Source organism: Ralstonia sp. 22086 (assembly GCF_052045975.1).
GTDB lineage: Bacteria > Pseudomonadota > Gammaproteobacteria > Burkholderiales > Burkholderiaceae > Ralstonia > Ralstonia wenshanensis.
Genome location: NZ_JBQEPZ010000002.1, coordinates 301,149 through 319,590 on the forward strand (window position 1 = coordinate 301,149; position 18,442 = coordinate 319,590).

An 18,442-nucleotide genomic window follows, 5' to 3' on the forward strand; every position below is an offset into this window, starting at 1 on the left:
TACACTCATGCTAGCCAACCCCAATCTGCGGGCGTTGATCCGCATCACGCCGATGCACTTGCATGGAAAGCAGAATATGGCTCAGGCAGCTAACCGCGTAGTACAGCGAGCCCAGCCCCAGAACGCGCGCTTTCGAGTCAAGATGGCGCAGGCCGCACTGGAAAATTTGCGCGAACTGGAGAACCACTCGGCAGCGGCCAAAGACTGAGCACGCTTGCCTGGGCACAGAGCGCTCACATGAAACGACGATCAAAGCGCAGGCTTGCTGATCTTGAAATCGCTGATGGCGATGCTGAGGTCAACACCATCGCCCTTGCCTGCCGACCCGAGTGACGCCCAGCCCTTGGTCAGACCCCTAGCCTTGCCAGGCTTGAGACGCCGATACTCCCGCTGACGGCGAGATAGCCAGAGGCCTTGGCTCACGCCTCTCCCTTCGGGAGATGTCGCTCAGTGGGGACAACAGCAGTTGGTCAGGAGAGCTGACCAACTGCTGTGACGTTACTTTGCTTCAGACTTCGGCGCAGCGCACGTTTTCACGCCCAGAATGCTGTAGGCGGGGCAGATGCGCACGATGCCTGTCAGGAGTGGCACGATGCCAATCCAGCCCCAGGCGCCAATGCGCCCTGTCGCGGCCAGGCCAATCAAGACCAACCCGACAACAATTCGAATAACGCGGTCGATCGTTCCAACATTTGCTTGCATGGCGGACTCCTTCATTCAACGACGATTGCACAGGCTTCTTCACCAAGACTGAACGTGCTGCGCAATCCGTTCAGAGGTTGGGCGTCTCATATGCGCCTTGCAAAAATTCTTAACGCAAGTCAAAAGCGGGGTCATGATGTAGCGCAACACTTTGCCAAGTGATTCGCCGTCCGGCCGCCCAGCGTTAGCGTGCGTCCTTCGGCCTGTCACCTTTGGGCCAGTCGTTGACACGTGGCGCGTAGTCGGGGCGAGGTTGCTGGGTAAAGAACGCGGCGACATCCACGGCATCCTGCGCTGACAGCGTGCCGCCCTGGCCAAGCGGCATGTTGTGCTTCACGAACGCAGCGGCGGTGTACAGCCGGGCCATCCCCGCGCCCACGTTGAACGAGTCATTGCCCCACAGTGGCGGGAAGATGTAGCCACCTTGCGGATTCTTGGTGCCCTGCCCCTCTGCGCCATGGCAGGACGCGCACTGTGCTTCGTAGACGGATTTGCCGTGCTCGCGGTTAGGAACGAGCGAGGTGTCAATCTTTTCGAAACCCCGGCCGACCACATTGGTGCCGGTAGGCACGCCTGTCGACAGCCACTTCATATAGGCCATGATGGCGTTCATCTCTGCCGAGTCGAAGGGCAGCGGTTTGCCGTTCATCGAGCGCTGGAAGCAATCGTTGATGCGCTCCTGGAGCGAGATGATTTTGCCGCTGCGAGAACGGTACTCCGGAAAGGCCCCGGTGAGCCCGACCCAAGGCGATGCATAGGCCGTCGTCCCGCCATTCAGATGGCAACTCGTGCAGTTCAGGCCGTTGCCCACGTTTCGGGGCAACTGTTTGTGGGTATCCGTCAGCAGCTCCTTGCCGCGCTTGATGGCGTCGCCCATGGGTCCCTGTGGGATCGACGACTCTTCCGGCACGTGCATCGGGACGGCCTGAGGTTGCGATAGCGCCGGCATGCTGATTGCCGCCAGAAGCGCTACGACCAGGGTGTGCGATTTGATTGAGTTCAAGAGTGTCTCCTTTGTATGAGGCGTACCTTTCCAGGGTACGTTTGTGTGTTTGGCTTTACGCTGCCAACGCGACCTTCGCCACCATCCCGATGGCAATAAGACCTGCGATGAACGCGAAACCCTGCTGCAGCCTGTGACCGCTCAACTGGCTAGCCACGACCCGGCCACCCAGCATGGCAAGCATGGCGCCTGTGGCAAAAGGCACGCCGATCTCCCAGTTCATTCGGCCCGACAAGGCAGTTGTAATGACGCCTGAGGCGGACACCAAGGTGATGACTGCCAGAGAGGTCGCCACGATGGAGTGCACCGGGGCATTGGTGGCCTTCTTGAGCGCGGGAACGATGACGAAGCCCCCACCCACACCCAGCAGACCCGAGAGGAAGCCCGCGCCAATGCCCGAAAGCGCGAGCGCGCGGGTGCAGGAAGCAGTCCAGACAAAGCGGCCGGTCTGGTTATCCAGTTGGCACGGTTGCTGGTGCTGCCCGGCTTCCGCTTTGTGTGGAACACTCGCGCCAGCCTGCTTGAACATGCGCAGCGCAACAAAGGCCAGCACGGCAGCGAAGAGCAGTGTCAGCGGTCCGTTCGGAAGACGGTGCGCGAGCCACAAGCCGGCGGGTGAGAAGACCGTACCGGCCACGGCCATCAGCATAGCGGCGCGGTAGCGCACGATGCCCGCTCGCAGCCCGATGGCCGCCCCAACGGCCGCAGACAGACCCACTGCAAGCAGGGCGACCGGCGCGGCCTCTGCAACATTGAGACGCAGGACGAACAGCAGAAGCGGAACCGCGAGGATCGCGCCACCTGCGCCCGTCAACGCCAGGATGAGACCGACCACAGCGCCAAGGGCAGCGCTGCTTACAACGATGTTTTCCATTGACTCCCCGTAGCCTGCTTATGCGTGTTGTGCGCTGGATTTCATTCGCTCAAAGACCTCGAAAACAACCATGCCAGCCACCATGGCGGCGACGAAACCAATCGCTTTCGGATAGCCCGCACCCAGGGCCACGAGCGCGGGGCCCGGGCAGAAGCCTGCCAGGCCCCAGCCAATACCAAACGAGGCGCTGCCCAACACCAGCCGCAATGTCACGACCGTGCTTGCTGGCAACTGCATGGACAATCCGAGCAACGATCGCTTGCGGCGTTTGGCAATGAAGAACGCGAGTGAACCCACGGCAATCGCGCCGATCATCACGAAAGCAAGAGAGGGGTCCCACCGGCCTGCCAGGTCGAGAAAGCCCTGCACCTTGGCTGGATTGGCCATCCCGGAAATCATTAAGCCCAGGCCAAAAAGCAGGCCAGCGAGCAGTGCGGTAATGGCAGCCATGTCAGCCTCCAATCAGATGGCGCTGCACGAAGACGGTCAGGAAGCCAGCCGCCATGAAGGTCGAGGTCGCAACCAGGGAGCGAACGGAGCCGCGCGAGATACCGCACACCCCGTGGCCGCTTGTGCAACCGCTGGCGTAGCGCGTGCCTAGGCCCACCAGAAAGCCGGCGACCAGGATTTCACTCCAGCCAGCCTGGATATCTGCAACGGGCGGCCTGCCGAGCAAAGTCGCAATGACCGGGGCACCGATCAGACCGACAAGGAAAGTCACGCGCCACACCATGTCGGTGCGTGGCAGGGTCAATAAGCCGCCCAGGATGCCGCTGATGCCTGCGACACGGCCGTTGAACAGCACCAGCACGGCCGCTGCCGCACCGATGATCAGTCCGCCGGCCAGCGACAGGCCGGGCGTGAAGTTTGTGATGTCAATCAGCATGTTTTTTCCCCTTTGCCGTCGGCGCAGAACTCTTCGTACAGGACAGTCATGACTGCGAGCGCCGGCCCACTCTCGACCGAATAAAAGATGTTCTTCCCATCACGACGTGACACCACCAAGCCGTTCTCGCGCAGGATGCCCAGTTGTTGCGACAGCGTCGGCTGCCGGATGCCCAGCCGCTCTTCCAATGCGCCCACGGACAGTTCCTCTTGCGACAACTGACACATCAGCAGCAGTCGGTCAGGATTGGCGAGCACCTTGAGTAAGGCGCAAGCGTTCGTCGCGGCGGCTTGCATGCTGACGAGGTCAATAGCAGCTTGATCGTTGTCCATAAGTGCTTTCGGTTTGCATGCGCATAGTATATAAAAAAATATATTATTTTCCAGTAGATTGATGTGCGGCATAGGAGGCCCCATGCAACCGATAGTTCAGCCGTTCTTCGACCCGGCAACCTGGACAGTGACCTACGTGGTCCATCAGGAAGCGCGCTCCGAGTGCGCGATCATCGACTCGGTCCTGGATTACGACCCCAAGTCGGGCCGGACGTCGACGGCCAGCGCTGACCGGGTCATCGCGTTTGTGCGCGAGCGTGCGTTGCGCGTCGAATGGATTCTTGAGACGCATGCACATGCAGATCACCTTTCCGCCGCGCCCTATCTCAAGCGTCATCTGGGTGGCCGCATCGGCATCGGCCAGAACATCCGCGGTGTGCAGGCGGTGTTCAAACAACTCTTTAATCTGGAACCGGGGTTCCAGCCAGACGGGTCGCAGTTCGACCATCTGTTTGAAGACGGCGGGACGTTTTCCGTCGGCGGGTTGACCGGCAAGGCGATTCACGTGCCAGGCCACACACCGGCCGACATGGCGTACCAATTCGAGGATGCGGTCTTCGTCGGCGATACGCTGTTCATGCCGGACGTTGGCACCGCGCGCTGTGACTTCCCGGGCGGCAATGCACACGAGCTGTTTCACTCCATCCGTAAGCTGCTGGACTTGCCAGGCGAGACCCGGCTCTTCATGTGTCACGACTACCCGCCCGAAGGACGGGGGCCGGCCTGGGAAACGACGGTGCGTGACGAGCGCAATCGCAATATCCATGTGCACGACGGCGTGACCGAAGCGCAGTTTGTCGCCATGCGGCAGGCCCGCGATGCGACGCTGGCGATGCCGACGCTGATTCTGCCTTCAGTGCAGGTCAACATCCGCGCAGGAGAGCTGCCCCCGCCCGAAGAAAACGGGGTTCGCTACCTGAAAATCCCGCTGAACGCCCTCTGAGGCCACTTCGCGCGCTCGCCTGTGCGGCAGTTGGCAGGCAGTCCGGGGGCAAAGAGAACGGGCAATTCCGCAACCGCGCAAATTTTGGTCAGCCACCTGCGGCGATGCGGGTGGCCGCTGGTCGGCTTGACCATTGGCATGATGCGAAACGTGGTCCGTTGCACCCGCGCGCCCAGTTGACGGCCATCAATATCGACTCCGCCACAGTGCCTACATTTTCTTCAGGCGCTTGATTGGCGATTGCCTGCGCCGAAACGCCTTTGTCCATCACACGATGAGGTCGGCCATGCACGAAAGAGTTCTCATGTCTCCTGTCGAGTTGGCGGAGATGATGAAAACCGAGCCACTCGTACTCATCGATACCCGGGACGCGGCCAGTTTTGCTGAAGCGCATTTGCCTGGCGCGGTGAATATCCATGAAATCTTTACTTATTTGGCGACGTCAACGCCGCAAGGCGTGGCGGCATTGCGGCAGGCATTCACCGAAGCCTTTGGCAAGGCTGGTTTGTCCGGGAAGGAAACAGCTGTTGTCTATGAGCAATCGATGACGACCGGCTTTGGGCAGTCTTGTCGGGGCTACGTTCTGCTGCGCTACCTCGGTTATCCGAGAGACAAAATCAAGGTGCTCCACGGTGGCTTCAGCGCATGGCGCGCGGCGGCGCTACCTAGCACGACAGACGTGCCGGCCCCGCAGCCCGCCAACTTTCCCCTGGCAATGCAAGGAAGCCACATCCTCGTCGACCTCGACGAGATGAAGGAGGCCGTCGCCGACCCGCATGTCGTCAAGCTCGATGTACGGGACGTGGACGAGTGGATTGGCGAGAGTTCATCACCCTACGGCAAGGATTTCTGCCCGCGAAAAGGCCGTATTCCAGGCTCGGTCTGGCTTGAGTGGTATCGCATGATGAAGCCGACTCCCACTGGGCAGATGTTCAAGTCACCGGCAGAGATTCTTGCCGAATGCGCAACGGTCGGGATTCGCCAGGAAACCCCCGTCATTGTTTTCTGCTTCAAAGGCGCGCGCGCATCCACAACGTTCGTCGCACTGGAGGAAGCCGGCATCAAGAACGTGCGGCTATATCTCGGTTCCTGGAACGAGTGGTCCCGGGACCCTTCCCTTCCGATCGAAGAGGGATTGCCCTACTGAGGGCCATCGCCATTGCACGCCACCCTAATCGGATTGGCCTTCATATTTCGCTTCAGGAGATACGTGATGAAAAAAGCAGTGTTGCTGACCATGCTGTCATGTGCGGTCATTTCCAGCGCGCCCACCTTTGCTCAACAGGCCACTCCCGCGAACAAGGGCGGTCAGACCGCGCAGACGCAAACGAACGTGGCTGAGTTCGACAAAAAGACGGCGGCCGTTCGAGAGAATATGAAGAAGATGCAGGAAGAAATGGACAAGGCCCGCCAGACCCAGGATCCGAAAGAGCGCCAGAAACTGCTCGATGAACATTGGGCAACGATGCAGAGCACGATGGGCATGATGCGCGAGCTGTGGGGCCCCGGAATGATGGGCGGTCCTGGAATGATGGGTGGCCCAGGAATGCGCGGTGGCCACATGATGGGCGGCGGCCCGATGATGGGGTGGCGAGGGATGGGAGGCTACTACTCGCGCCTCACACCCGAGCAGATGAAGGAACGCCAGTACATGTCGGACCAATACATGGACCTTCACTACGAGATGATGGAGCAGATGATGCTGAACCATCAGATGTGGAGGCAGATGCCACGGTAATGCCGATTTCTGCCAGCCCGTGTCCACTCAGCCAGGTGGACATGGGGCGATGCCGCCCGAGATTGCGTAACCGCCTGCCGAGACTTTCAGCGATTTCGCCTCGAAGACTCATGAGCATGGATTGCACTGAACCGCATGCCGTGCTGCCACCCACTCCTCGTTTGTGGGCTCGACTGCCACGCGAATGCGGCTCGCTGAACTGGAAATGATCGACGCATGCGCCTGGTTGGCCTCGTCATCCAGGTGGGCACCCAAGTAGCCAAGTGCGCTCACAACGCGTTCGCGCACTGCGGCATTGTGTTCGCCAATACCGGCCGTGAAGACCAAACAATCCAGGCCGCCGAGTACGGCCACCAGGGCCCCGATCTCACGAACGATCCGGCGTACGTAGAGCGCGAGCGCTGCCTGCGCGCGCGGGTTGTCGGCCTCGCGCGCAATCAGTTCGCGCGGGTCGGAAGACAGCCCTGACACCCCAAGCAGCCCCGATTCGTGATACAGCACGTGCCCGACCTGTGCGGGGGATAGATGTTCGGTCTCCATCATGTAGAGCACGGCCCCCGGATCAAGCGCGCCACATCGCGTCCCCATCATCAGGCCGTCGAGGGCGGAAAACCCCATGGTTGTGGCGACGCTCTTCAGCCCGTGCATTGCACACAGGCTGGCACCGCTGCCCAGGTGCGCGACGATGGTTCGCCCGAGTGCGATAGCGCCTTGTCGCTCCGGCAAAGCAATCGACATGTATTCGTACGACAACCCATGAAAGCCATAACGTCGCAGTCCGCGCTCCCATGCCGTATAAGGCAGCGGCAGCATCGTCTCGACCTGCGGCAGCGTGCGATGGAATGCGGTATCGAAGCACGCGACTTGCGGCACGTCAGGCAAGTCCGACAGAAGCGCCTCGATGGCCTCCAGAGCAAACGGCTGATGCAGCGGCGCCAGCGGAATGTAGCTGCGTAGATCGGACAGCACATCGGCGCTCACGCGTACCGGCGCGAAGTATTTGGAGCCGCCATGCACCACCCGATGTGCCACGGCCATCAGCCGGCGGCCGTCCAGCCTGTGCTCGACACGCCGGCGAATGTGCACGAGCGCGGCATGGTACGGCTGCGCACTGTCGAGCTCCAGCGCTTGTGTTGGCGCGCCAGCCTCTGCTGCCGTGGGGTGCTCGGTGCCGATCCCCTCCACTTTGCCGCTCCACATGGGTGCGCGCGGCAATGGATGCGCGGTGGCATCGAACAACGCAAACTTGATGCTCGACGAGCCGCAGTTCAGTACGACGATGCAATCGTTCATGGCGGTAAGTTGCGGTAACGGTGAGCCAGCAAGGTGGCAACGGCACACGACGCGATGCGCGACTCGCGCGCGTCGGCGCGGCTGGTCAACACAATGGGCACGCGGGCGCCGAGCACGATGCCTGCACTGGCCGCACCGCCCAGGTATTCCAACTGTTTGGCGAGCATGTTGCCGCTTTCCAGATCGGGCACGACCAGCACATCGGCCTGCCCTGCGACTTCCGAAACAATGCCCTTGATACGCGCAGCAGCGGCAGATACCGCATTGTCGAAAGCCAGCGGCCCGTCCAGCACACCGCCCTCGATCTGACCGCGGTCCGCCATCTTGCACAGTGCGGCCGCATCAAGCGTGGCGGGCATGCGCGGGTTCACGGTCTCGATCGCCGCCAGGATCGCCACCCGCGGCCGTTCAACCCCAATCGCATGCGCCAGATCGATGGCGTTGCGGACGATGTCCGCCTTTTGATCCAGGGTCGGCGCGATGTTGATGGCGGCGTCCGTCACGATAAACGGGCGCGGATACGCTGGCGACTGCATCAGGAAGCAATGGCTGATCCGACGTTTGGTACGCAGCCCTGCCTCTTCGCGCACCACTGCCGCCATCAACTCGTCGGTATGCAGGCTGCCCTTCATCAGCGCCTCTGCCCTGCCCTGTGTGACAAGCTCCACTGCGCGGGTGGCAGCGGCGCTGCTGTGCGGCACGTCTTCGATCTCGATGCCCTTGAGGTCAAGGCCGGCTTCGGCGGCGACGCGCATCAGCTTGGCGTACGGTGCAACAAGGCACGGCACGATCAGACCTTCAGCGTGCGCGTCCATCACGGCAGACAGGCTCAGCGCATCGCACGGGTGGACGACCGCCATGCGGATCGCACCCAGAGGCCGTACATGGTCGAGCAGCCGGTGGATGCCATCACTGCCGGTGGTGATGCGCACATCCGGCAGCGTGGTACGCGGACGTTCGATCCGCTCGGTGGGCGCGATGACCTCAGCCTCGCCCGCGATGGCCACCGTGCCGCTTTCGTTTGTGCAAGTGCATGCCAGCTTGATCCGCTTTCTTTCCTCCTCCTTGCTGACCACCGTCACGCGGATGGTGAGCGTGTCGCCAACACGCACCGGTGCGAGGAATTGCAGCGTCTGCCCAAGGTAAATCGTTCCCGGCCCCGGCAAGCGGGTCCCGAGCAACGCGGAAATGAGCGCGCCACCCAGCATGCCGTGGGCGATCACGCCATGAAAGCGCGTGGATGCGGCAAAGTCCGGGTCGAGGTGCTGCGGGTTGACGTCCCCCGACAGCACGGCAAATAGCTGAATGTCTTCGGCTGTGAGCGTGCGCAGGATGGCCGCGGTGTCGCCCACGGCAATTTCATCAAAGGTGCGATTGCGCACCACGCTGAGGTCGCTGCCCGGCAGTAGCGCCGGCGGTGCAGGCAAATGATCGGGGCCCATGTGCGCTCGTCAGGAAGCTTTGCGGAGTTGTCCGTTGCCCTTGCCAGGGGCACGCAGAAGATTCGGGGTCAACTGCTTGCTTGCGGAGCGGACCAATGCGTCGGCCGGCACGCCCCACGTCGACAGCATTTCCTGCAGTGCCGTGTGGATCGGCATGGCGTTCCCGGCCATGCTCAGGGCGCGTACGGAAGCCTGCTGCCACTCCAGCATGACGCGCTGGTAATCCGCCACGAAGCTCGACTGGTTCGAGATGGCCGTCTGCAGCACGCCTTGCAGTACATCCATGGTGCGCTGGCTGGCCTGCCAGAATGCGTTGGGCAACAGTGCTGCAAAGGCGTTCCAGTCTTCGACGCTTTGCAGGTCGGCCAGTGCAGACTCCGTGCGGGCAACGTCTGCCGCAAGCAGGTCAGCCCCCAGTTCATACCAGCGCTGCCGTGTTGCCTTGAGCAGACCCAACGTCTGCAGCGCGAACTTGACTTGCGCCTTTTGGAGCGCGAGAGGAACGTTGGCGGGTGTATCCATGTTGGCTCCTTTAAGCCATCTGGCTGATGGTTTGGCGAAAGCGCGTCAATGATGCGAGAAACAGCACGGCGCCGATGACGCAGATGGCCAGACACTGCGGCCACACGACGTCCAGCCCCGCACCCCGATAGAGAATGGCTTGCGACGCCGACACAAAATGCGTGGTCGGCGCGGCGAGCATGATGTCCTGCACCACGCCGGGCATGCTCTCGCGCGGGGTGGTACCGCCCGAGAGCAGCTGCAGCGGCAGTAGCACCAGAACCAACAGCATGCCGAACTGCGGCATGGACCGCGCCACCGTCGCAAGAAAAATCCCCATGGAAGTCGTGGCAAACAGATGCAGCGTGGCCACCAGCATGAACAGCAGGATCGAGCCCTCGATCGGTACGTGCAGCGCGCCCTGCACCACGCACACCAGTGCAACCAGGGCGGCCAGCACCACCACCAACCCCATCGACCAGACCTTGGACACCATGATCTCGAATGGCGTGACGGGCATCACCAGCAGGTGCTCGATCGTGCCGTGCTCGCGCTCGCGGATGAGTGCGGCTCCGGTCAGGATGATCGAGAGCATGGTCACGTTGTTGATGATCTCCATCAACGAGCCGAACCACGTCTGCTCCAGATTGGGGTTGAAGCGCGTGCGCAGCACGAGGTCGACCGGCGTTGCGGGCGTGGCGCGGTGGCGCTGCAGAAACGTATTCACCTCGCCCGCGACGATCTGCTGGATGTAGCCGTTGCCGGTGAAAGCCTGGCTCATGCGCGTTGCGTCGATGTTGAGCTGGATGGACGGCGTGCGGCCCGCCAGCACGTCACGCTGAAAGTTGGGCGGAATGTCGAGTACGAACGTATAGCTACCGCTGTCCATGCCTGGGTCCACCTCGGTGAGCGGGATCAGCGCCGGCGTGCGGAAATGCGGTGGATAGAAGCTCGAGACAATGCGTGCCGACAGCGGTGAGCTGTCTTCATCAACGATGGCGATCGAGGCATTGTGCAGGCTTGCCGGCATGGCAGTGGCCGCCACGTAGATCGACACCGTGAAGGTATAGACAATGAGCACCAGCATCATCGGGTCGCGCGCCAAGCTTCGCAATTCCTTGATGCCAAGACGGAAGATGTTGTTGAGGCGAGCGGTGCGGCGATCGATCGGAAGGCTCGGCATGATGTGGCTCTCCTACCGATCCTGCTTGCGCAGCATCAGCAAGGTGGCACCCAGGATGAACGGCACTGCCGCCACGAGCGGCCAGAAGGCACTACCCAACGCCCCCACATCCAGCGCCTTGCTGAATACGCCCCGGCTGATGGTCAGGAAATGCGTGGCCGGATACACGCGTCCGATCAAGGCCCCCGCCCCTTCCAGCGACGACACCGGATTGAGCAATCCGGCAAATTGCACGCACGGAATGATCGTGCCGATCATGGTGACGAACATGGCCGCGATCTGGCTTTGCGTGAAGGTGGACGCAAACAGCCCAAAACCCGTCGAGCACGTCACGAAGATCAGCGCCCCCAGCGTGAGCGTCGCGAAGCTGCCCTTGATCGGCACACCGAACACCGTCACCGCCAGCAGCGCCAGCAAGAAGAAGTTCAGCATGGCGAGCACGATATACGGCGCCTGCTTGCCGAGCACAAACTCCGCACGGGTGACCGGTGTCACGTAGAAATTGATGATGGAGCCCAGCTCCTTTTCACGCACCACCGACAACGCCGCCAGCATGGCCGGAATCATCATCAGCAGCATCGGGATCACGGCGGGCACCATGGCAGGCAGGCTTTTCACGTCGGGGTTGTAGCGATAGCGCGTTTCGACGCTGCTGGGTGTCGCAAGACGCACACCCAGCCGATGTACAGCTGCATCCGCGAGCCAGAGCTGGTGGATGGCCTGCACGTAACCGCGAACAGTTTCTGCGCGGGTGGGCATTGCACCATCCACCCAGGCGCCGATCTGTACGGCCGCGCCGCGTTCAATGTCGCGCGCAAAGCCCGGCGGGATTTCAATCGCCAGCGACAACTCGCCGTTGCGCATGCGGCGGTCCAACTCAGCGTAGTCACGAATCGGGGGTTTTTCGATGAAATAGCGCGAGCCCGCCAGGTTGAGCGTGTAGTCGTGCGAAAGCACGGTCTGGTCGCGGTCGAGCACGGCGTACGTCAGGTTCTCCACATCCAGGCTGATGCCGTATCCGATGATGAACATCAGAATGGCCGTACCCAGCAGGGCCAGCGTGGCACGCACGCGGTCGCGGCGCAGCTCCAGCGCCTCACGCTGCGAATAGCTCAATGCACGAGCAAGACTGAAGCGGCGGCGCGCGGGCATGCCGCTGGGCGCGCTGGCTCCCCCTGTGCGTACGGGCAGCAGCGCGGCAATCCTGGCAGTGCCCTCAGACGCTTCGGCGGCCTCCTGCAGATAGGCTACGAACGCCTGCTCCAGCGTCTGTGTGCCGCGAGCACGCACCAGCGCCGCGGGCGCATCGCTCACCAGCACGCGGCCGGCATGCATGAGTGAGATGCGGTCGCACCGCTCGGCCTCGTTCATGAAGTGCGTGGAGATGAAGATGGTCACGCGATCCCGTCTGGCAAGGTCGATCATGAGGCGCCAGAACATGTCGCGCGCGACCGGGTCCACCCCGGAAGTCGGCTCATCCAGGATCAGCAGCTCAGGCTTGTGCACCATCGCCACGGCCAGCGACAGCCGCTGCCGCATGCCCAGCGGCAAGCTCTGGGGCAGCCTGTCGGACACCTCCTGCAGCCCGAAACGGGTCAGCATCTCGGCCGCACGCGACTGCACGTCCGGCTCAGGCACCTGGAACAGGCGCGCATGCAGCACAAGGTTCTGACGCACGGTCAGCTCGCCATACAGAGAGAACGCCTGCGACATGTAGCCCACGCGCCGGCGTGTGTCGATGTCCTTCGGGTCGACCGGATGCCCAAACAACCACGCTTGGCCCTCGCTGGCAGGCAGCAGGCCGGTGAGCATCTTCATGGTGGTCGACTTGCCGCAGCCATTCGAGCCGAGAAAGCCGAAGATCTCTCCACGACGGATTCGGAAGTCGACGTGGTCGACCGCAACAAAGTCGCCAAAGCGCATGGTCAGGCCGCTCGCCTGCACGGCCACATCGTCTTCCGCGCCGGCCACCAAGGGTGGCACCACCACAGCTTGATGACCCTGCCGGCGCGTGAGCGGCAGCAGCGCAATGAAAGCGGCCTCGAGCGAATCGGTACCGGCACGGCTGCGCAGCTCGGCCGGCGTGCCGGTGGCAAGCACCTGCCCCGCATCCATGGCGACCAGCCAGTCGAAGCGCTCAGCCTCTTCCATGTAAGCGGTGGCCACGATCACGCTCATGCCCGGGCGCGCAGCGCGAATATCGGCAATCAAGTCCCAGAACTGGGTGCGCGAGAGCGGGTCGACACCCGTGGTCGGCTCGTCCAGGATCAGAAGATCCGGGTCGTGGATCAGCGCGCAGCACAAGGCCAGCTTCTGTTTCATGCCGCCCGAGAGCTTGCCGGCTGGCCGTGAGAGAAACGCCCGCAGGCCGGTGCTGGACGTGAGTGCATCAATGCGGCGGCGGCGCTCCTCTGCATCGTGGCCGAACAGCCGGCCGAAGAACTGCAGGTTCTCCTCGATCGACAGCGTGGGGTACAGGTTGCGGCCCAACCCTTGCGGCATGTAAGCAATGCGTGGACCGACCGCGGCGCGCGCACGGCGATCGGCCATATCGCTGCCCAGCACGCGCACTGCGCCGTCCTGCAGGGCACGCGCGCCGGCCACCAATGACAACAGGCTGGACTTGCCCACGCCGTCCGGACCGATCAATCCGACCATGCAGCCGGCGGGCAAGTCGAGCGTGACGCCATCCAGCGCCAGCGTCTTGCGATAGCGCAGGCGCACGCCGGCCAGGCTTGCAACCGGCGGCGCAAGGCGCCCCTCATGCAACGCTGATGGGTCGACAGAGGTGGTCACTGCGGAACCTTGATCGCCAGGCTGGCCGGCCAGTCGGCTTGCCCGTCGAGTCTGAGCCATGCCACGCCGGGCAGACCGGTCTTCACGAGCTTCAGGTGTTTGCGCAGCAGATCGCGATCGATCTGCGCCTTGACGCGGAACATCAGCTTCTGGCGCTCGCTGGCCGTTTCCACGGTCTTGGGGGTGAATTGCGCGGTGCTGGCCACAAAGGACACGCGCGCCGGAATCACGAATTGCGGCGCGGCGTCGAGCACGATACGCACCTCGCTGCCCATGGCGATGCGGCCCGCGTCCGTCTCCGGCACGAAGAAGGTCATGTAGACGTCGGACAGATCGACGAGATTGAGCAGGCGCCCGCCGCCGGCCAGAACCTCGCCGGGCTGTGCGATGCGGTATTGCACGCGGGCATCGCGCGGGGCCGTCAGGGCGCTGTCATCGATATCCGCCTTGATGCGCAGTACGGTGGCGTCGGCCGCCTTGACGGTGGCACCGGCACCGGCCACCTGCGTACGGGCGGCCAATACGGCGGCCTGCGCCGCCTCGGCTTGCGCGCGGGCCGCCACCAGCGCGGCCTTGGCGCTGCGCACGCGGGCGCGGTCGTCGTCCAGCTCCTGCATCGACGATGCCCCTTCGTTCGAGAGCGTTTCGGACCGCGCCAACCGCCGTTGCGCGGCGTCCAGATCGCTCTCACGCAGGGCGATCTGCGCCAGTGCGGCCTGCCGATCAGCCTCTCGCACAGCCACCTGGGCCTGCGCACTTGCCACGGCAGAGACCGATTGCTGCTGCCGCGCCAGGGCTTCGTCGCGTTGTGCCTCCAAGGTCTGCACCTGCATGTGAGCAAGCGGCTGGCCGGCCTGCACAAAGTCGCCCTCGTCCACAAGGATGTCTTGCACGCGGCCGGGCAGCTTGGTGGCCACGTCGATTTCGGTGGCCTCGATCCGGCCGTTACCGCTCACAAAGCCCTTTCCGGGCCCGTCGTGCCGCAATGCCTTCCAAGCGAACGCCCCGCCGGCGACCACCAAGGCGGCAGCGAGCAGCGCAATCCATCGTTGTCGGGGAGTCGTGGTCATGGTTTTGTTCCGCCCGTTACGCGCGGTGGTGGCGCTGGGCTCAGTTGGGGTTGCGGATCGGGCGCGGAATCGACGGCCTGCGTGCCGCCGCCAAGCGCCGCATACAGGCCAACACGGCTAGACAGAAGCGCACGGCGCACCTGCACCAGTTGCTGCTGCGCGGCAAGCAAATCGCGCTGGGCGTCAAGCACCTCCAGGAATGTCGATGCGCCGGCGTCAAAACGCAGTTGCGACAGCCGAGCGCGTTCGGTCTGCGCTGCCAGCGCGGCCTTCGCAATGTCGAGCTGTTCGGCCACCCACTTGCGTGCGGACAGCGCGTCGGACACGTCGCGGAAAGCGCTCTGCACGGTCTTCTCGTAGGCAGCCACGGCTAGGTCTCTGCGGGCTTCTGCCAAGTCAAGATTGCTGCGCAGCTTGCCCCCTTCAAACAGCGGGAGGCTGATGCTGGGTGCAAAAACCCACGCGCGCGTGCCGGGCGCAAACAGATTGCCCAGTTCCGGGCTGATCGTGCCGTAAGCGCCGGTCAGGGCCACGCGGGGGAAAAACGCCGCCCGTGCCGCACCGATGCTGGCGTGCGCGGCACGCAGGCGGTGCTCCGCGGCCACAATGTCCGGGCGCTGCGTCAGCAGGTCGGAAGGCAGGCCCGCGCGTAGCTCGGCCAGCATGCGGTGCTCGTCAAGTGGCTCACAAACCGGTGGCAAGTCGATCGGCTTGCCGACTAGCAAGGCCAGGCCGTGCGCCTGCGCGTCGCGCGCCTGCTGCAATTGCGTCAACAGCGCCTGCGCCTGGGTCAGCAGGGTCTCGACCTGCGTTTGGTTCAATCGTGAAGTCGCCCCCACTGCCACACGGCGCGAGAAGATGCGTAGTGTCTCGGTCCGGCTGTCCACGGTCTGCTGCGCCAGCGCGATGCGCTCGTCCAGTTCACGCAACACCAGGTAGCTGTCGGCCACCTGCGCGATCAACCCAAGCGCGACCGCACGGCGCGCGGCGTCGGACGCCACATAGCTCTCCAGTGCCGCGTCGTTGAGGTTGCGCACGCGCCCCCAGAAATCGATCTCCCAACTGGAGACACCGGCGCCCACCTGGTACTGAGTGACACGCATGGGCGTGCCGAATGGGCTCAAGTCCGCCGGAATACTCAGACGGCTGATGCCGGCCTGCGCGTCGAGGTGCGGAAATGTCTCTGCCCGCTGGATGCCAAACGCGGCACGCGCCTCTTCCACACGGAGCACGGCGGTGCGCAGATCGCGGTTGTTCTCAAGCGCCTGCCCGATCAATGCCTGCAGGCGCTTGTCCGTAAAGTACGCCTGCCAGCCGGTGGCAGAGGCTGACAGGCCATCCCGGCCATCGTCGGCGTCGTAGTGCTGGGCCACGGGCAAGGCGGGTGCCTCGTAAGGCGGCGCCATCGAGATGCAAGCCGACAGCGCCAGCACGGTGGCGGAGGCGACCATGGCGACCAAAGGCGTGCCGGCGAACCTGGCGCATGCCCGGCGTTGTTTCTCCGCACGCATCTATTTCTCCAGCACGTAGGTGCCGGGCGCATCAGCCAGTGGCTGCGATCCGGGTATGCCCATCTTCGGCGGTTTGACCGCTGTGGAGCTCGATGCATGCGCGACCAGCCATGCATGCCACGCCGGCCACCACGAACCGTCGGTGGTGGGGGCCGATGCCAGCCAGTCATCCGGCGCCGCCGATGTCTCACCGATGTGGCGTGTCTGCATCTGGAACCGCCGATGCGAGTTGACCGGCGGGCTGACAATGCCCGCGTTATGACCGCCGCTTGTCAGCACGAACGTCAGCTCCGCCTCGGTCAGGTGATGCAGCTTGTAGACCGAGCGCCATGGCGCCACGTGGTCAGTCAGCGTTCCCACCACGAAGATGGGCAGATCGATGTCGTTGAGTGCCACCGGCTTGCCGTTGACTGGGTAGCGGCCCTCGCTCAGGTCGTCGTTCAGGAACAGGTGCCGCAGATACTGGCTGTGCATCCGCGCGGGCATGCGCGTGGCATCGGCGTTCCAGGCCATCAGATCGTTCATGGGTGCGCGATCGCCCAGCAGGTACTCACCCACCAACCGCGACCACAGCAAGTCGTACGAGCGCAGCATCTGGAAGGCTCCGGCCATCTGGCTCGCGCGCAGATAGCCGGTCTGCTCCATCTGCGCTTCCAGCAGACTGACCTGTGCCTCGTCGATGAACAGGCCCAGCTCGCCTGGCTCGCAGAAGTCCGTCTGCGCGGCAAAGAGCGTCATGGACGCCAGCCGGGCATCGCCATCGCGCGCCATGGCAGCGGCGGCAATGGCCAATAACGTGCCCCCGAGGCAGTACCCGGCGGCATGTACGCGCCGGCCCGGCACGATGGCATTGACGGCATCGAGCGCGGCAAAGACACCGAGCTTGAGGTAGTCATCCATGTCGAGACCGCGATCTGCCTCGTCCGGGTTTTTCCAGGAGATGCAGAACACGGTATGGCCCTGCTCTACCAGGTAGCGGATCAGCGAGTTCTGCGGCGACAGATCCAGGATGTAGTACTTCATGATCCAGGCCGGCACGATCAGGATGGGCTCGGCCTGGACCTTGCTCGTGGCCGGCGCGTACTGGATCAGTTCGATCAGGCGGTTGCGCAGGACCACCTTGCCAGGCGTGATGGCCACGTCGCGGCCCACCGCAAAGCGTTCGGTACCGGCAGCCGGCGCGGCGCTCATGGAGCGCTCCAGATCGTCAAGCGCATTCAGCGCGCCGCGCACGAGATTGGTGCCGTGCTGCTCAAACGTCCGGCGCAGGACAATCGGGTTGGTTGCCAGTTGGTTGCCCGGCGACATCATGTCGAGCCATTGACGCGCGGCAAAGGCAACCACGTCCTCATGATGCTTGGCGACACCCCACACCCCGCGCGTGGCCGCTTCCCACCATTGTTCGGTCAACAGGAACGACTGGTGCAGCACGTTGAACGGCCACAGGCGCCACTCGTCTGCCGAGAAACGACGGTCACGGGCCGGCGGCTGGACGCAAAGGCACACGTCCTGCGGGCCGGACGCCAGGCAGTTTCGGATGTAACCCTCGAGTTGCTCGGCCTGCGTCAGCGCCAGGCGCCACAAATCCAGCCGCTTGCCAGGCGAGACGGCCAGATGCAGTGCCCAGTCGAGCAACGCCAGCTGCATTGATACGAGGGACAGCGAGTTCGATGTGCGGGCAAGCGCCGCGTGAAACGGCAGATCGATCTGCTCTGCAGTCGGTAAAGACGGCACGGGGGCGGTGCGCATGGTTGGGGCGTCAAACGATTGCCAATATGCGATCCATTAGATGCCAGCGGCTACCGACCAGACTTGACGCATCTCAAACCGGGACAAGAGCGCGGACTCTAGACAGTGTCAAAGAAATGACATCTGCGAATGCCAGTCGTCGCAGAGGTTTGTCCAGCGCATTACGGCCCTAAACGTGTGTGTTAGAGTCCGGCGGGGAAAACATGACGATCCGCAAGATCGGCCCCATATCGCCATCCCTCCCAACGCGGTACTGGCAAATCTGTTGCACCAACAGGATGCATTGGGCGCATGGCGCAGGCGTCGCCTGAAGTGCGACGCCCAAGGGCCAACTCCTTGACGAGATGTCATCCCTGCCTCTCAGGCTGCGCAATGTCCGCGAATGGCGCGGCAAAGCCATTTGCGATTGAGGTATCCAT

General features: G+C 63.3%; 18 protein-coding genes. 4 read left to right on the forward strand and 14 right to left on the reverse strand.

The features are described from left to right. The first annotated feature begins 7 nt into the window (after positions 1 to 7). Positions 8 to 208 carry a hypothetical protein gene (locus ACTJK6_RS10465; RefSeq protein ID WP_440838981.1) on the forward strand — a complete coding sequence of 67 codons (201 nt, stop codon included), beginning with the start codon at positions 8 to 10 and terminating at the stop codon, positions 206 to 208. 290 nt (positions 209 to 498) lie between these two features. On the opposite strand, the gene ACTJK6_RS10470 is transcribed toward ACTJK6_RS10465, so the two are convergent. The 6 genes from ACTJK6_RS10470 to ACTJK6_RS10495 all read right to left on the reverse strand — a co-directional run bounded on the left by ACTJK6_RS10470 (position 499) and on the right by ACTJK6_RS10495 (position 3,797). Beyond that, positions 499 to 702, reverse strand: a complete 204-nt coding sequence (locus tag ACTJK6_RS10470; protein WP_232040264.1) for a YgaP family membrane protein — start codon at positions 700 to 702, stop codon at positions 499 to 501. Positions 703 to 886: 184 nt separating this feature from the next. Further along, positions 887 to 1,705 carry a c-type cytochrome gene (locus ACTJK6_RS10475; protein WP_316870920.1) on the reverse strand — a complete coding sequence of 273 codons (819 nt, stop codon included), beginning with the start codon at positions 1,703 to 1,705 and terminating at the stop codon, positions 887 to 889. A 55-nt stretch (positions 1,706 to 1,760) separates the two neighbouring features. Further along, positions 1,761 to 2,579 (reverse strand): sulfite exporter TauE/SafE family protein, encoded by an 819-nt coding sequence (locus ACTJK6_RS10480; protein ID WP_440838983.1) that lies wholly within the window; start codon positions 2,577 to 2,579, stop codon positions 1,761 to 1,763. Positions 2,580 to 2,597: 18 nt separating this feature from the next. Beyond that, on the reverse strand, positions 2,598 to 3,029 hold the full coding sequence (locus ACTJK6_RS10485; RefSeq protein ID WP_232039623.1) for a YeeE/YedE family protein: 432 nt from the start codon (positions 3,027 to 3,029) through the stop codon (positions 2,598 to 2,600). 1 nt (position 3,030) lies between these two features. After that, a complete protein-coding gene (locus tag ACTJK6_RS10490) occupies positions 3,031 to 3,465 on the reverse strand; it encodes a YeeE/YedE family protein (protein ID WP_260801649.1) in 435 nt (144 codons plus the stop codon). Beyond that, the gene (locus ACTJK6_RS10495; protein WP_316870919.1) at positions 3,459 to 3,797 is read right to left on the reverse strand and encodes an ArsR/SmtB family transcription factor; all 339 of its coding nucleotides are present in this window, start codon (positions 3,795 to 3,797) and stop codon (positions 3,459 to 3,461) included. The genes ACTJK6_RS10490 and ACTJK6_RS10495 overlap by 7 nt, the downstream gene beginning before the upstream one ends. 82 nt (positions 3,798 to 3,879) lie before the next feature. Between ACTJK6_RS10495 and ACTJK6_RS10500 the strand changes: the two genes are divergently transcribed. The 3 genes from ACTJK6_RS10500 (at position 3,880) to ACTJK6_RS10510 (ending at position 6,478) form a co-directional block, all read left to right on the forward strand. Then, positions 3,880 to 4,740 (forward strand): MBL fold metallo-hydrolase, encoded by an 861-nt coding sequence (locus tag ACTJK6_RS10500; protein ID WP_440838984.1) that lies wholly within the window; start codon positions 3,880 to 3,882, stop codon positions 4,738 to 4,740. Positions 4,741 to 5,026: 286 nt separating this feature from the next. Continuing rightward, positions 5,027 to 5,887, forward strand: a complete 861-nt coding sequence (locus ACTJK6_RS10505) for a sulfurtransferase (RefSeq protein ID WP_343620959.1) — start codon at positions 5,027 to 5,029, stop codon at positions 5,885 to 5,887. Between the two features lie 66 nt (positions 5,888 to 5,953). Beyond that, positions 5,954 to 6,478 (forward strand): hypothetical protein, encoded by a 525-nt coding sequence (locus tag ACTJK6_RS10510; RefSeq protein WP_232039632.1) that lies wholly within the window; start codon positions 5,954 to 5,956, stop codon positions 6,476 to 6,478. Between the two features lie 108 nt (positions 6,479 to 6,586). Here the strand turns inward: ACTJK6_RS10510 and ACTJK6_RS10515 are convergent, their stop codons facing one another. From ACTJK6_RS10515 to ACTJK6_RS10550, 8 genes are read right to left on the reverse strand one after another with little or no spacing between them, the layout of a single operon-like run. Further along, complete coding sequence (locus ACTJK6_RS10515; RefSeq protein ID WP_440838985.1) at positions 6,587 to 7,771, reverse strand: acetate/propionate family kinase; 1,185 nt, start codon at positions 7,769 to 7,771, stop codon at positions 6,587 to 6,589. Beyond that, complete coding sequence (locus ACTJK6_RS10520; RefSeq protein WP_440838986.1) at positions 7,768 to 9,213, reverse strand: bifunctional enoyl-CoA hydratase/phosphate acetyltransferase; 1,446 nt, start codon at positions 9,211 to 9,213, stop codon at positions 7,768 to 7,770. Before ACTJK6_RS10520 ends, ACTJK6_RS10515 begins: the two co-directional genes overlap by 4 nt. 9 nt (positions 9,214 to 9,222) lie before the next feature. Further along, positions 9,223 to 9,735: a hypothetical protein gene (locus ACTJK6_RS10525; protein ID WP_440838987.1), complete on the reverse strand. Its 513-nt coding sequence runs from the start codon at positions 9,733 to 9,735 to the stop codon at positions 9,223 to 9,225. A gap of 10 nt (positions 9,736 to 9,745) precedes the next feature. Then, positions 9,746 to 10,897: an ABC transporter permease gene (locus ACTJK6_RS10530; RefSeq protein WP_440838988.1), complete on the reverse strand. Its 1,152-nt coding sequence runs from the start codon at positions 10,895 to 10,897 to the stop codon at positions 9,746 to 9,748. A gap of 12 nt (positions 10,898 to 10,909) precedes the next feature. Beyond that, positions 10,910 to 13,753, reverse strand: a complete 2,844-nt coding sequence (gene rbbA, locus ACTJK6_RS10535; RefSeq protein ID WP_440838989.1) for a ribosome-associated ATPase/putative transporter RbbA — start codon at positions 13,751 to 13,753, stop codon at positions 10,910 to 10,912. Next, positions 13,690 to 14,763: an HlyD family secretion protein gene (locus ACTJK6_RS10540; protein WP_440838990.1), complete on the reverse strand. Its 1,074-nt coding sequence runs from the start codon at positions 14,761 to 14,763 to the stop codon at positions 13,690 to 13,692. Before ACTJK6_RS10540 ends, rbbA begins: the two co-directional genes overlap by 64 nt. After that, positions 14,760 to 16,274, reverse strand: coding sequence for an efflux transporter outer membrane subunit (locus ACTJK6_RS10545; protein WP_440838991.1), 1,515 nt, complete (start codon positions 16,272 to 16,274; stop codon positions 14,760 to 14,762). Before ACTJK6_RS10545 ends, ACTJK6_RS10540 begins: the two co-directional genes overlap by 4 nt. Then, positions 16,275 to 18,023, reverse strand: a complete 1,749-nt coding sequence (locus tag ACTJK6_RS10550) for a PHA/PHB synthase family protein (RefSeq protein WP_440838992.1) — start codon at positions 18,021 to 18,023, stop codon at positions 16,275 to 16,277. Positions 18,024 to 18,442 lie beyond the last annotated feature (419 nt).

Coding starts and splice junctions, on each gene's coding strand:
- ACTJK6_RS10465 (WP_440838981.1), top strand. CDS start 8: ATGCTAGCCAACCCCAATCTGCGGGCGTTGATCCGCATCACGCCGATG.
- ACTJK6_RS10470 (WP_232040264.1), bottom strand. CDS start 702: ATGCAAGCAAATGTTGGAACGATCGACCGCGTTATTCGAATTGTTGTC.
- ACTJK6_RS10480 (WP_440838983.1), bottom strand. CDS start 2,579: ATGGAAAACATCGTTGTAAGCAGCGCTGCCCTTGGCGCTGTGGTCGGT.
- ACTJK6_RS10485 (WP_232039623.1), bottom strand. CDS start 3,029: ATGGCTGCCATTACCGCACTGCTCGCTGGCCTGCTTTTTGGCCTGGGC.
- ACTJK6_RS10490 (WP_260801649.1), bottom strand. CDS start 3,465: ATGCTGATTGACATCACAAACTTCACGCCCGGCCTGTCGCTGGCCGGC.
- ACTJK6_RS10495 (WP_316870919.1), bottom strand. CDS start 3,797: ATGGACAACGATCAAGCTGCTATTGACCTCGTCAGCATGCAAGCCGCC.
- ACTJK6_RS10500 (WP_440838984.1), top strand. CDS start 3,880: ATGCAACCGATAGTTCAGCCGTTCTTCGACCCGGCAACCTGGACAGTG.
- ACTJK6_RS10505 (WP_343620959.1), top strand. CDS start 5,027: ATGCACGAAAGAGTTCTCATGTCTCCTGTCGAGTTGGCGGAGATGATG.
- ACTJK6_RS10510 (WP_232039632.1), top strand. CDS start 5,954: ATGAAAAAAGCAGTGTTGCTGACCATGCTGTCATGTGCGGTCATTTCC.
- ACTJK6_RS10515 (WP_440838985.1), bottom strand. CDS start 7,771: ATGAACGATTGCATCGTCGTACTGAACTGCGGCTCGTCGAGCATCAAG.
- ACTJK6_RS10520 (WP_440838986.1), bottom strand. CDS start 9,213: ATGGGCCCCGATCATTTGCCTGCACCGCCGGCGCTACTGCCGGGCAGC.
- ACTJK6_RS10525 (WP_440838987.1), bottom strand. CDS start 9,735: ATGGATACACCCGCCAACGTTCCTCTCGCGCTCCAAAAGGCGCAAGTC.
- ACTJK6_RS10530 (WP_440838988.1), bottom strand. CDS start 10,897: ATGCCGAGCCTTCCGATCGATCGCCGCACCGCTCGCCTCAACAACATC.
- rbbA (WP_440838989.1), bottom strand. CDS start 13,753: ATGGCTCAGACTCGACGGGCAAGCCGACTGGCCGGCCAGCCTGGCGAT.
- ACTJK6_RS10540 (WP_440838990.1), bottom strand. CDS start 14,763: ATGACCACGACTCCCCGACAACGATGGATTGCGCTGCTCGCTGCCGCC.
- ACTJK6_RS10545 (WP_440838991.1), bottom strand. CDS start 16,274: ATGCGTGCGGAGAAACAACGCCGGGCATGCGCCAGGTTCGCCGGCACG.
- ACTJK6_RS10550 (WP_440838992.1), bottom strand. CDS start 18,023: ATGCGCACCGCCCCCGTGCCGTCTTTACCGACTGCAGAGCAGATCGAT.